Annotated in this window: 9 protein-coding genes; 4 read left to right on the top strand and 5 right to left on the bottom strand. The window is 47.7% G+C overall.

The window, feature by feature from the left end; translation table 11 throughout:
- Positions 1 to 389 precede the first annotated feature (389 nt).
- From V6C93_RS20775 to V6C93_RS20765, 3 genes are all read right to left on the bottom strand, one after another.
- On the bottom strand, positions 390 to 1691 hold the full coding sequence (locus V6C93_RS20775) for a tetratricopeptide repeat protein (RefSeq protein ID WP_333478581.1): 1302 nt from the start codon (positions 1689 to 1691) through the stop codon (positions 390 to 392).
- A gap of 162 nt (positions 1692 to 1853) precedes the next feature.
- A complete protein-coding gene (locus V6C93_RS20770; RefSeq protein WP_333478580.1) occupies positions 1854 to 3209 on the bottom strand; it encodes a DUF1822 family protein in 1356 nt (451 codons plus the stop codon).
- Positions 3202 to 4653: a hypothetical protein gene (locus V6C93_RS20765; protein WP_333478579.1), complete on the bottom strand. Its 1452-nt coding sequence runs from the start codon at positions 4651 to 4653 to the stop codon at positions 3202 to 3204. Before V6C93_RS20765 ends, V6C93_RS20770 begins: the two co-directional genes overlap by 8 nt.
- Positions 4654 to 5025: 372 nt before the next feature.
- Between V6C93_RS20765 and V6C93_RS20760 the strand changes: the two genes are divergently transcribed.
- Together V6C93_RS20760 and V6C93_RS20755 are read left to right on the top strand one after the other, a co-directional pair.
- Entirely contained in the window at positions 5026 to 5175 is a 150-nt protein-coding gene (locus tag V6C93_RS20760) for a hypothetical protein (protein ID WP_333478578.1), read from the top strand.
- A gap of 194 nt (positions 5176 to 5369) precedes the next feature.
- The gene (locus tag V6C93_RS20755; protein ID WP_333478577.1) at positions 5370 to 5558 is read left to right on the top strand and encodes a hypothetical protein; all 189 of its coding nucleotides are present in this window, start codon (positions 5370 to 5372) and stop codon (positions 5556 to 5558) included.
- Positions 5559 to 5646: 88 nt separating this feature from the next.
- On the opposite strand, the gene V6C93_RS20750 is transcribed toward V6C93_RS20755, so the two are convergent.
- Positions 5647 to 8433, bottom strand: coding sequence for an ATP-binding protein (locus V6C93_RS20750; RefSeq protein WP_333478576.1), 2787 nt, complete (start codon positions 8431 to 8433; stop codon positions 5647 to 5649).
- Between the two features lie 591 nt (positions 8434 to 9024).
- Here V6C93_RS20750 and V6C93_RS20745 point away from each other — a divergent pair.
- Together V6C93_RS20745 and acs are read left to right on the top strand one after the other, a co-directional pair.
- Positions 9025 to 10728 carry a hypothetical protein gene (locus V6C93_RS20745; protein WP_333478575.1) on the top strand — a complete coding sequence of 568 codons (1704 nt, stop codon included), beginning with the start codon at positions 9025 to 9027 and terminating at the stop codon, positions 10726 to 10728.
- A 118-nt stretch (positions 10729 to 10846) separates the two neighbouring features.
- Positions 10847 to 12817 (top strand): acetate--CoA ligase, encoded by a 1971-nt coding sequence (gene acs, locus V6C93_RS20740; protein ID WP_333478574.1) that lies wholly within the window; start codon positions 10847 to 10849, stop codon positions 12815 to 12817.
- Positions 12818 to 13480: 663 nt separating this feature from the next.
- On the opposite strand, the gene V6C93_RS20735 is transcribed toward acs, so the two are convergent.
- Positions 13481 to 13834, bottom strand: coding sequence for a hypothetical protein (locus tag V6C93_RS20735; protein WP_333478573.1), 354 nt, complete (start codon positions 13832 to 13834; stop codon positions 13481 to 13483).
- Positions 13835 to 13864 lie beyond the last annotated feature (30 nt).

Here is a 13864-nt window from a genome sequence, read left to right as displayed (position 1 = left end):
TCAGGGTTTGTTGGCGAGCCCCATCTCGATCTGGTCATCGCCTGACATCAGGAAGTATCGCACACTATTGCACCTCCGTTAGATACCCAAGATTACCTGCCCTTGTGCATACAATGACTACCTAAACGGAAGCGATATGACTTAAGAACTTTCCTACTTTCTTACTTTCCAACCAACCCTTGTGCAGGGGGTCTCTAGGTAGGCACTCCGTCCCCCAGCGGGGGGTTTGGGGGGAGACCCCCCAATCTGGATTTTTCTCAAAAAACGACTACTTTTTGCTTAAGTCAGTGACATTCCAATTAAATGAAAGTAGACTTCAAAAACTCTGTGTCCCTCTGCGTTACCCTCTGCGACCTCTGCGTAAAAAAAAATTATATGAGCATTACAAATTACGAATTTTTCATCCCATCTTGCTCCAAGAAATTGTGGATGGCTTCTTCGCACGCATTTTCACCGAAAGTCCCGATAATATCTAGAGCCTGCTGGTAACACTTCATTCCTTGGGAATGCAAACCAAGACGGTCATAAACGATGATTACATTCTGGAGTAACTTGGCGATCGCAACTGTGTCATCGAGAAATCTATCGCTCCCAAATGCATAGTTGTGAGCTTGCAACATCCCTAACGCCTGGAGATGATGCCACAAAGCACGAGAACGATTCCCGCTCTTGTAGTGAATCGCTCCGATGTAATCAAGACATCTGGCTTCAACGTGAGGCGAATCACCCACTTCCCGACGAATTTTCAAAGCCCGCTGATACAATTCCAGTGCCTGCCGCTCTTGGTTGATGCGGACGTAAACGGTAGCAATACTCTCTACAACCTTTGCCTCACCCTTGCGGTTGCCGATTTTTTGCTCAATCGCTAAGGCTTGCTCCAAGAAGGCCAGCGCCTGACGATAGCGCCTCATCTGCAAATAAATTTCTCCAATAGTGTGCAGAGCTGTGGCTTCTCCATCGGGCGCATTGCCTAAGTCCTGAAGCTTTTCCAACGCTTGACGCGAACAGGATAGTGCCTGATCGGACTGACCCAAACTGTTGTAAACAGCCCCAAGGTGATTGAGGAGGAGGGCAACGCCAGCCTCATTCCCGATGCCTTTGACAATGTCTAAAGCTCGTAAATAAACCCTCAGCGCCTTATGTTCCTGACCCGTCTGGCGATAAGCGGCTCCCAGATAATTGAGAATAATACCAACGCTCACCGGATGCCTAAGGGCTTGAGCGAGTTGTAAGGCTTGCTTGAGGCACTTGATGCCCCAGGCATGTTCTCCCAGTTTGCAGTGAATAATCCCGATACGCTTGAGAATGTTGACTTGGTTAATCCGGTTATTTTTAGCTTGGGCGATTGCCAAAGCTTGTTGAAACATCTTGAGAGTAGCTTGCAACTGGCTGGGACTAGCCGGAGAAACGGTGCTGTGGGAAAGTTCGCCACTTCCTGTCCCTAGGCTTTCTCTGCCATATTGTTCACTGGTAACGCTGGGAACTGGCTTCGCGGATGCGCTAGGCGCGATCGCAGGCTCTCCGCTAGGAACCGATAATGAGCTAGATGTCCCTGTGCGACTAACGCCAAGGCAAGAGCCTTGACCCAACGGGGTGGGAGAACCGTGAAATGAAACGCCGTAGTGATCTTTTCCCGGTTCATACAGCCGTCCTGATTCTGCTTCAGCTTGATGATAAAGACAAGATTGCATGGTCAAAGTTCTCCCTCAACTGATTCGAGGATTTTTGGCTCAATTGGGTATACCTCTGACCTTTGAAAGGTTATGCACTTACAGTAGAGCCCTGACAAAAGTCGATTTTTTTCGGTACTTAGAGTACCTATCAGGGTTTTATCAGTGCTTTACGCAATCTGTCTATTGCTCTTGGGGATTAAAGCTAAAGGGAGGTAACGTCTGTTCGATACCAGAAGGTAAGCTGACAGTGACGATAAACATCTCATCCCAGCTGCCGACAACACGAGTAAAGAAATAGGAATCCCGCTGTTGGTTATCCAAAACCTGTTCTACCAAAATGCCTGTTGGGTCGCTAACTCGGAGTTGGAGGCCGAGAGGTAGGTGAGTACCAGGGGTAGCCCCTAATACCAGCAACAACGTCCATTCAGGCATCGAGCCAGAGAGCAAAGGCCACGTTACGGCATAAAGTCGTAGCGGCATTCCCGCCAACCGCAGGTCACGATACGCTCCCCGCGCTTCTAGCGGAATCTCGACCTCTGTCTGCCTGAGTTGGGTGACAATGGCTTGAAATTCCTCAACTGGCGATCGCATCGCGCTAGCGGGAGCAAAGCTGGGTAGCAGTACCCAAGATAATTCCTGAGCCAACTCATCGAGTTCACCCAACAACCAGCGTCCTGCATTAACCGCCGGTTGGGTGAGCATTTGCAGCGTGTCTGCTAAGTGTTTTCGCACAGCGCCGAACCCCTTGGTTGGGTCTGCTCCCTGTTGGACTTGATACACCCAGTTGAGTAATTCCGGGTTCGTCAGAACCAGCGCTCCCTGTTCCCAAGTCAAAATTTGCCACAATTGGCGATCGGGTGACTGTAATTCAGGTAACAATGCTTCCAGTTCCGAACGCTTGTGTGCTAGCTGCATCGAGCGGTGACTCACACTCTCTGGTAAGCGGATTGCCGTGGGTTCCAGACAGCGCAGATTCAGCAACAAACGGTCTGGGTTGTTGTCAAACCAGCTTAAAGGTAGCTGATAAGTCCAATCTTCCTCTGCCTCTAAGTCAGCCCTCTGGCATTGATTGACCAACTGTTCGTAAGATAAAAAGCCTTGAATTTTGGCAGTTTCTTGTTCTTCTTGCACTTCTACCACAACATAAAAATGAGGCACAAATTCGGGTAAATCCACAACCGCTCTGGGTAAGGTAACTTCTTCATCCGTGAGGCTACCCATCGCAATTAGGCAAAGTTTGAATTCACCTACTTTCAAATTGCTAATAGCATCAATAGCATTAGCCAGAGAGGGCTGCGTTAGTGAGCATTCTTTCCGATTGAGAGTTAAGTCTGTTGCTCGTGAGCTCAGCCATTCCTCGAAACCGCCGAGAGCCAAACCATTGAGATAAGTCTGCCACTGCCGCTCTTCATCAGGAATTTGAGCGCTCCAATTCAAAGCTTGCTCAAAAACGGCGGGGGATAAATCTATAGCTTCAGTTGGCAAGACATCAAAATCAAGCCACATTTGGGCAGTCCGATTCGGGGAATTAGTCATGGTTAGATCTCCTAGTGTCGAGGTAGAGGCAGAGTCTCTCGGCAAAGAGACTGGTTGTGGTTTGTTTTTTCGTGCCAGTGGCTGTCGCCGCTTCTGTAGCGGCTTCTTGGATGAGCTGGTTGACTTGCTCATCTAGAGCCTCTTCGATTTGTAACGCAAGAGCTTCGAGGCGTTCCGGATCAGTGTAGGTTTTGGCTTCATGGATGACGCGATCGCGTAATAGCACTAAAAATTGCTGTTGAATATCGGCACGAAAGGATTTCAGCTGCAACAACCTTGTGACATGGTACTGAGCCTGTAAATTCACGGCTTTGGCAATTTCCCCCATTGACTTGCCCTGGCAGTGAAACAACTGCAAAGCCTTAAGAAATTTTTCAGCTTTCTGGGGGTCTTTTTGCTGGAGTTTCCTCGCTTGCTCTTCGGTTACTTTGGCTATAGCCCCGTCTAAACAAGCGACGAATTGTTGACGATAGGAGAGCAAAAACTCCGTTTGTTCGTCAGTGGTGTTTCGGTCATCGATAAAATCACGGCATAAAGAGCGATCGGCATCAACTTTCGTTGTAGGGGCGTCCATCGATTCTGTGGGGAGAGAACCACCCCGAACATAAATTCGGTAATCTCTTAGGCGAGAAGCCATTTCTTGAAGTTTTGCCATCACGGTTTCGCTGCGAAACCTCTCACCCGTTTGGGAAAATAGGCGTTGAGCTATTTGTTCAAGTTGTTCCCTGGTTGGTGGTAGGCACTGACCCTTAATTCCTTGCTGGCGTTGCTTCAAGCGTTGAGCCCGATAGACGGCATGGTAACTTTCTAAAAGTCCCTTGGCTTGCTGAATTTCAAATAATGTTAGCTGGTGAAATTGCGAAAAAATACGCTGAATTTGTTTGGAACTAGTATCGTTGAGGATTGCCCAATCGCTAACGAGATAGACGCCGTGTTCGAGCAGAAAAGTATTCAGTTCTCGATGATGCTTCACCAAGCGAGTAGTCCAAGTGGCTAAACTGCTCTGTTCTGGACTGAAGTTTTGCAGAATTTCCTGGGGCAGAGATTGATAAGAAGTCGAGACTGTGGGAGTCGCGTTCCTCTTGAATCTGCTGCTGTCGTGATCTAAGACACAGCGTAATAAATCACCACAGGTGAAGCCGTGTTCAGCACCAAAATGGCCTTCCAATTGCAGGCAAACACGCTCGATTTGGCTGGAGATGAAGCATACCAGGCAAAGTTGTGATAAGCAACATTTACTTGTATTATCAGCCTCCTGTTCAGGAGCTTCCCTCATCCAGTGCAGCAGTTGACGCTGGATTAGAGCATCCGGTACCTCGCTTTGAGGCATAAATTCCGGAAATGAGGCTAAGAAAAACGTTTTTGCCGATGGAACTTCCTCGATTGTGCGTTTTCCAGCAGCATCAATTTTGACCATTCTCCAGTATCTCGATGCGGCACTCATTGCAATTTCATCCGATGACAGCTCATCCTAGTATCTTCACTGAACCGTATTCCTCGGCAAGGCTCCCATCAGCGAGCAAGTTGCAACAGAAGACTGAGTGAGCCATGCTATTCTCCTTCTGGAGTAATGGATAATTCTCAACCTTACCTTTCCCCATCTATAGGTTTCACCCCCCTTAGACTAAATTTCATCAATGGAATCAGACGCTGTTACTGTTTTCTACCTCTGAGCCAGCCGACCTTATGCAATCTCGGAGAGAACAGTAAGCAGTGAGCTTAAAGGGGGAGTGGGGAGTGGGTGAAATGTGCATAACCTTCCTGCCTACAGAGAGATAAGCCAGTAGATAGGTAAAACAATCAGTCGGAGGTAGCTATGAAGAGGCGTCTACTCTCTAGCATTTTCATTACAGCCTGTCTGTGGGCGATCGCAAATCTTTCCGAGCATCAGCCGCGAGTCCAATCAGGGGTAAAGCTATCTATAACCACAGCTACTAACCTGTTTCACCTTCGCTCTCACGAATGAACCCCACCTCTACAGGTAGTACGTTGCCGCGCTAAGAATGCTGCCGCTGCGCTAAGAGTTGAGATTCAATCGCCACGTTTAACCTACTCACTGATCACGGGTCACTGGTCGCTGTTTGAAGCAGTCATCCCTTCGAGTTTGCCAAGAACGGCAAAACGTCGTTCAATAGTTGATCGTTGCTCAGGAAGAGAAATATGACACCCCTGCAAATTGCTGTCCTTATCGGGTTATTCATTGTAGTTCTCAAGTTTGTCGCCTCTCTCTTTGGCTATGGCAACACCCGCCTACTGAATAATTTAGTTACAGTCATCCTCAGTATCTTTGTCACGTTTGAAATTGTGAAGCTGGTGCAGGCGTTCGCCATACGCTTTGGCGTCGCCTAAGCCATTGATCTAACCGACTTTTTGCGATCAGCTGCAACTCAAGTGTTTTTGAGACCCTCGCGTCTACCAACGAATGCTCAGGGAATGATTAAGATTTGTCCCTTTGCTTCCCCTGATTTTGCCTTAGCGGCAGCTCGATCGCAAACTCGCTACCCTGCCCCTCTACCGATGCCACATCTAGCGTACCTTTGTGATGGTCTACCACAATCTGATAACTGGTTGTTAAACCTAAGCCTGTACCTGCACCAATGGGTTTAGTCGTAAAGAACGGGTCAAAAATCCGAGAGCGTAGAGACTCACTCATGCCACAACCATTGTCAGAAATCCGAATATACAGGCGCGGTATCAGGGATGAGGATTGATGTCTATCCGGTTGACTGCTCATTTTCAGTAAACCTGTGCGAATAGTAATACAAGGGACAAACTCGTTTACTTCCCTCTGGCTCCTGAGGCTCTTCTCCCGCGATACCTCGTTGGTGCTGCCAGATGCCATCATTGCCACGGGTATCTTTTGAGCGATCGCATCGATCGCATTGGTCAAAAGATTCATAAACACCTGATTCATCTGACCGGCATAGCACTCGACTAGCGGCAAATCCCCATACTCCTTAATCACCTGAATGCCTCCCTGCCCAGCGGCTCCAGACAGTCGGCTTTGCAGTATCATCAACGTGCTGTCTATTCCCTCATGGATATTCACCTCTTTCATCTGAGCCTCGTCATAGCGAGCGAAATTCCTGAGTAACCGGACAATCTCACGAATGCGCTCCGCACCCACTTGCATTGAACTGAGCAACTGCGGAAAATCGTCCATCAAAAAATCTAACTCAATGACTTCGATCTCCTGTTGGATGCTTAGGGGTGGTAAAGGATAGTGGCTTTGATAAAGGTGCAACAGTCGAAAAAGGTCAGAGGTATAGTCCTTGGCATGAGCCAGATTACCGTAGATGAAGCTCACTGGATTGTTAATTTCATGGGCGATACCCGCTACCAATTGCCCCAAGGAAGACATTTTTTCTGTATGAATCAGTTGTGACTGGGTTTGTTGGAGTTCCGATAGGGCTTGTTGCAACTGAAAGGCTTGTTCTTTGAGTTGCATTTCTGATTGCTGCAACTGCTCTAGGGCTTGGCTCAATTCAGCCGTGCGCTCCTGCACCCGGATTTCTAAGTCTAACTTGGCCTGTTGCAGTGCTTGTGCCGCCAGTTTGCGATCGCTGATATCCATAACTGTCGCGAAACACCGAATCACCTGACCTTGGCGATCTAAAGTGGGCTGTCCTTTGATCGAAATATATCGGAGTGAACCATCCGATCGGTGGAGACGACAGTCAAATTCGCAGGGTTGACCGTCTTGGATGAGTTGAGCGATCGCTTGAGTGGCAATCTCCACATCTTCTGGATGAATCTGTTTGATATATTCGCTGTAATGGAGTGGCGTTTCTCTGGGCTTCAAGTCAAAGATACGCAAGAGTTCCTCCGATGCCGTAATCGTATTCCCTGTTAAATCCAGTTCCCCACTCCCCACATGAGCAATTCTTTGGGCTTCGGCAAGAGTGGCTTGGCGCACAGACAGGGTGACAAAGGAGGCTTGCAACTGCTGAGCCATTTGATTAAACGCTTTGGCGAGAACACCCAGTTCATCCGATCGCTCGACCGGTACAGTCTGGTTCCATTCCCCTCTAGAGAGTGCAATAGCAGCTGCTCTCAGACGTAAAATCGGCTGAGTAATCCAGTGGTAAGTTAGACATCCCGATAGTGTGGCGAACACCAAGGCGGCTAAACAAAGCACTATGGTAGAGCGGGTGTTTGCATCAATGCGCTCCTGGAAATCTGTCTCAGGCACAACGACGACCATCAGCCAGTCAGGCAGCAGTGAGGCATCTGTTAATTCAGCCTTAGCTTCTCGAAGCGGGGTGATGCGCACAAATTGTCGCCGATGATCCATATTAAATGTCAGCTGCTGACTGCTGTTAATTTGGGAGAGGTTGCCAAAGTGTTGGCTCAAATACCGGGCTGTGAGTCGAGTCAAGGAATTTCGGCTCTCGGATGCCTTGAGGCGCTCGGTCGTACCGTCTTTAATTAAAAAGGGTTTCTCTGGTGTAGACGTGGCGATTAACAGTCCGGAGCGTTCGATGATGAAGGTTTGCCCAGTCTGAGCGATTTTCAAGCGCTGTAGGAATTCACTGATTTGGGAAAGGCTGGAACCGGCGTTCAAAACCCCTTGAAGTATTCCAGTGCGATCGGAGATCGGGCGGACGGCATCGGTGCTGAGTGCTCGATTGTCGAGCCATAAATAAACCTCTGTCCAAGTCGGACCGGCTGCTGTTACGGCTGTCTGATAAAAAGCACGAAGCCGAGGGTCATAGTCTGGTTCGCTCTGCAAAAATTTTGTGCGTTTTCCCTCAGGAGAAAGGGCATAAGTCTGACGGGATGTACCTGTAGTGGCATCCTTTACCCTGACCCGGAATTGACCGTCGTTCTGACGCAAAACCTCTATATAATCACCATTCTCCTTGCCTAAGGCCAGATATCCGAGAGAGTCAAACGTTTGGAGTTGGTTCCAGAAGTAGCGCTCTAAGGTGGGAAGATCGTTGATATTCAACAAACCAAGGCTTATGGCATCTGCATTAAGATGGTTGGCGATTTGAGGGACTTTTAGGTAGGAATTGAGATGCTGCTCAAGACGCTGAGTGATTTCTTTGTGTAACTGAGTGGTCACTTCCTCAACAGCCTTTTGCCCGTTGCGTAAGGAAATCCACCCTGTAACTCCTACAACGGCAAAGATCTGGAGGACGAACGGCACCACCAGTAGAATGCGGAGTGGTACTTTCTCAGAAACCTGAAACACCCGATTGGCTAAAGAGGTTATGAACATTGCAGAGTCAGCTCATCAGTCTTTTGCGTGACTGGTGGGGAATAGAGTTATTTCCCATCCTGAGAAAGGGTGATGCGTTAGCTGCGCTTCACACAAACGCACTGAAAATAACTTAACTGAAATTACTGTATTCGGAGGAATTGTCAAGGTGAGCCATTTGTGACAGCATTCCCTGTGCGATCGCGTTGGTGAATTCTGGGGTAAAGGGTAGAGTTGATTAGCCTGTAGCCGCCTGTAGCTCTTTGCCATACAACTACCGAAAATCATCATATTCTCTTAGAAGGTCAATTCTACCGATTGGTCGGGTACACTTCGCTGCATTTCCAGGGAGCATCTATTGCGGCTGTACTCTCTCGTGCATTATCATTCAGAACTTTTAGCGTTTGTCTATCCGGCAGGGCAAGCGCGTGAAAAACGCCGAATTAGCCGATTGATTCATCGTGGCGTTGAAGCAACCTACCGCATGATAGTAAAACAATCTTTACTAAAATAGCGAACGCTCTCGTTAAGATTTACAAACAACTTCGGAGCGATAGGAAACCATCTGTAGTTAGTATTTCAGACCAAATTGAGCAGCAAAAAGAGATAAGCATGTCTGAACCTACACGTCTTGAGCAGCCCATCATTTTGATTCGCGGTTTTGGCGGACTCGACACTGCTGATGAGAAGCTAGACGCCTACCAAAGATTCAACGTTGGTACTGTCTATCCACAAAAACAAGGTGAAAACTACATCTACGAAGGAATGGTTCTACGGTTGATGAAATCGAACTGGAAATATCAAGACGCAACAAATGTCGTCGGATACTACAGTAAAAAGCAAGATTATCAACCGCTTATTCCGCCTGAGATGAAGAAAAAATATCCCAATCTCTTGAATAAATTTAAGGATTTGGAACGTAAGGGCTACTTTTCAGGTGATAGGATAGTTATCAATCCGGACATGGCTTTTTACCTGCTGAGAACCATAGACAACCCGCTACGCACGCTTTGGGTTTTCCGGTACTACGACCTGGATGACCGAAAATTTGAGACGTATGGGAAAGCCCTTGTTCGGTTGATCGATTTTATTCGTGAACTAACAGTAGACAAGATAGGTGAAGAAGCCAAAGTTAATATCATTGCCCATTCTATGGGTGGATTGATTGTTCGCGAGGCAGTTCAACGCACCTATCCACAGGAAAAGGGAGATGAACGAGCAGCAGAGAAGTACATCAACAAAATAGTTACTCTCGGTACACCACACCGAGGCATTACATTCCAGCTTCTGAAAGATTGGCTCGACGTAGATGCTCTTAAACTGCTGCTTAAGGTTGAAAAAGATAAAGATGCAAACAAAGATGCTGAAAAAGAAATAGAAGCTTTTAACCCGGATTTTCAGGAAGACGAGACGAATCCAGTGTCTTACAAGAACTTCCACAAGCATTTCCCCCTGAACCGACTCCTAACTGTAGTAGGTACAAATTACCGCAGCTACGGCCCTGACATCACCTCTAGAGCTTCCTCTGGGTTAAACCGTCTCTTCTCAATGCCTGGTGAGTTCGGACCAACCTACAACAGAAGCGATGGTTTAGTCAAACAAACATCTGCCCAAATTCCTGGTACACCTCGAACCTTTGTCCATAAGTGTCATGGCGGCAATGACTCGCTAATTACGTCACGAGAGGCGTTTGAAATCGCAACGCGCTTCTTTTTTGGAAACACGCAGGTACGTTTGCTGTTTGTCAAAGGAAAAGCCACCTTAGGGATGGATTTATTTGGCAAAAGCGAGTTCTTTTTCGGAGTTTCTATTAAGCCGCGTCGCGTGGACTTCGAGCTTTTCAATCAAAGCAAAGACGCAGAAAATTGCTATGGTCCCTTTACCCATTCTGTATCAGATACAGATAACCATCGAAGTATCGACTTTAGCGAACCGAACGATCAGCTTGCCTTTCCCTGGGCAGATGAAAACAAACTAATCTGGGAAGGTTATCTCGACACGTCAGCGATTCTCGATGATGAGAGTATCACAGAGAAAGACATGGTGATGCGTCTGGGTTTTTATGTCGGGGAACGCGATTTATTTGGTATTGGGTTCTCGGACAATGTGATTTTCTCTAAGCAATATTTCGTCCGCGCCCTTTTGAAAACTCCGTTAGAACTCTATCTCCACACTAACGATCGGGAGGGCGGTACACTGATGAGGAAGGCGAACGGCGGTTGGGAGTTTGAAGTCAGTGAAACCGGATTTGAGGGAACGTTTCGCATTGAACTTGACGAGGTTCCTGAAATCGGTCAGCCAGTATCATTCGCTTAGGCAACTATCGAGCGTGGGCTGAGGACAAGTTGTATTTCTTAATGAAATTCAAACAAGTTTCGGGCAAATCTGCCTTCAGAATGAGTTTGAATAATAAAGCCGATTACAGCGATGTAATATGTCTCAGCCCACGATTGAATCTATTCTTCAAGAAAAGCGTTTATTCTCGCCCTCCTCAGAGTTTTCTGCCAACGCTCACATCAAGAGTCTGGACGAGTACCAACAACTCTACGATAAGGCCAAAGCTGACCCCCAGACGTTTTGGGCAGATTTAGCCCAAAGTGAGTTGCATTGGTTCCAGAAGTGGGATACTGTACTCGACTGGCAACCGCCGTTTGCGAAGTGGTTTGTCGGCGGCAAGATTAATATTTCTTACAACTGTCTTGACAGACACCTCACAACCTGGCGTCGGAATAAGGCAGCGTTGATTTGGGAAGGGGAACCGGGTGACTCGCGCACGCTGACGTATGCTCAATTGCATAGGGAAGTTTGCCAGTTTGCCAATGTCTTGAAACAATTGGGTGTGCAAAAGGGCGATCGCGTGGGTATCTACATGCCCATGATTCCAGAAGCAGCGATCGCCATGCTCGCTTGTGCCCGAATTGGTGCTGCCCACAGCGTTGTCTTTGGCGGGTTTAGTGCCGAAGCCTTGCGCGATCGCTTAATTGACGGTGAAGCTAAATTAGTGGTAACTGCTGATGGAGGGTGGCGCAAAGATGCGATCGTTCCTCTCAAAGACCAAGTAGACAAAGCCTTGGCCAATAATGCAGTGCCGACAGTCGAAAAAGTCCTAGTGGTCAAACGCACGGAACAACAAATCCACATGGAACCCGATCGCGACCACTGGTGGCATGATTTACAGAAAGATGCTTCAGCGGATTGTCCTGCCGAACCGATGGACAGCGAAGATTTGCTGTTCATTCTCTACACCAGTGGCAGCACCGGCAAACCTAAGGGTGTTGTTCACACCACCGCAGGTTATAACCTCTACACCCACATGACAACGAAGTGGATTTTTGACCTCCAGGATACGGATGTCTATTGGTGTACCGCTGATGTGGGGTGGATTACCGGTCACAGCTACATTGTTTATGGCCCCTTGTCCAATGGTGCCACCACCCTGATGTATGAAGGTGCTCCTCGTGGTTCAAATCCTGGTGCGTTCTGGGATGTGATTGAAAAACACGGAGTTAACATCTTCTACACCGCCCCGACTGCGATTCGTGCGTTCATTAAGATGGGCGAACACCATCCCAAGGCGCGAAATCTTTCTTCCTTGCGACTGCTGGGAACGGTGGGAGAACCGATTAATCCCGAAGCTTGGATGTGGTACTACCGCGTGATTGGTGGTGAACGCTGCCCGATTGTCGATACTTGGTGGCAAACGGAAACTGGCGGGATTATGGTTACACCCCTACCCGGTGCCATTCCAACTAAGCCCGGTTCTGCTACGCTTCCCTTCCCAGGAATTCTCACTGATATTGTGAATTTGGACGGGAAGTCGGTTGGAGATAACGAGGGCGGTTATCTAGTGGTGAAGCACCCGTGGCCGGGGATGATGCGTACTGTTTACGGTGACCCCGATCGCTTCCGTCGCACCTACTGGGAACACATTACACCCCAAGATGGGGAGTATGTCTATTTTGCGGGAGATGGTGCCAGGAAAGATGAAGATGGTTACTACTGGGTGATGGGGCGCGTGGATGATGTGATTAGTGTTGCCGGACACCGTCTCGGCACGATGGAAATTGAGTCAGCGCTAGTTTCTCACCCGGCTGTAGCTGAAGCGGCGGTTGTGGGTAAACCGGATGAGTTGAAAGGGGAAGAAGTGTTTGCTTTTGTTACCCTCGAAGGCAACCAAACTCCGAGTGAGGAGTTAGCCAAGGAACTAAAGAAGCATGTGGTGCAGGAGATAGGCGCGATCGCACGTCCCGGTGAAATCCGCTTTACTGATGCACTGCCCAAGACGCGATCGGGTAAGATTATGCGGCGGTTATTGCGAAATCTGGCTGCCGGTCAAGAAGTTGCAGGCGATACTTCGACCTTGGAAGACCGGGGTGTGTTGGATAAGCTGCGTGAAGGAGCTTAAATACTCTTCTCTAGGGTGGATAAAACCAACCTTATATTGTTATTTGGGCGTTGCTGAATAACGGTATGATTGTCGGCAGATCCCCGATTTCTAATTCAAATTCATTGAGTAGCAATCAGGGTTTCAACAAAGAAATCGGGGATCTAGGTTGTCTTTTCATACTTCTTTTCAGCAACGCCGTTATTTGTAGGGGTACGACAATATCGTACCCTTTGCGTTTGGTATATTAACACACTGTAAAAATGAACTAAGTGTGCAACTTTAAGCTTTTGTATATTTTTTAGTAACTGGAGTTTAGACTACGATGGCAAGGAGCGGGGAGTAGAGAAGCAGTAATTACGGCAAAAAAATTAGTTAAGTTCGCCAGTGCCAATCGCGAATAAAAGTCAGCGCAATGAAACTGGCATGAAATGATACAGACTTAAGCTCAAGCCGGGATGATTGCCCATGACAAAAACTGTCTTTGCGTCTCCCCGATTCTGTGTCTCCGTGTCTAGTCTAATTACGGGCGTTCAACCTAAACGTACAAAAAAAATTCGTTACCCAGTCGTTAAAAAAGGGCACACATCACACAAAAAACGGACGAAAAAGTCCGCTTAATTTCTATTTTTTCTCTGAACGTTCTTCTTTCTCAGCTTTGAGTTACAGCTGAGTCAATTTTTCTTAGTCTAAAATCCAGTTAGGAGTAAGGCGGTAGGGAACAAGGTCGTGTCCTAGAGCGCCAGTCCAGTAGAAGTATTTGACAAAAGCGGCAGAGTATGGGGTATGTAGGGGCGAAGCATTCGGACGGAAAATTTTAGGCGTTCGCGATAATTCATCACCCGAATGCTTCGCCCTAAACGAGAGGTGTATGTATAGGTATGCATACCCTGTTACGTCTGTCAACATTGAGTAATGGACTGGCGCTCTAGCAGCAATCATCTGCTGGGTAGCTGAAAATCCCGTAATATTTTTTATGCCACCGTATAGGAATATCAAAGACAGGCAAATCCGTGCTGCAAGTGGAATGTAATTCATGTCAAATCACCTTGATATCATGTCGGCTAA

Origin of the sequence: Allocoleopsis sp. (assembly GCF_036703385.1) — a bacterium.
Lineage (GTDB): Bacteria > Cyanobacteriota > Cyanobacteriia > Cyanobacteriales > Coleofasciculaceae > Allocoleopsis.
The sequence above is the reverse complement of the archived record's forward strand: the minus strand, read 5'-3'. Positions and strand labels throughout refer to the sequence as shown.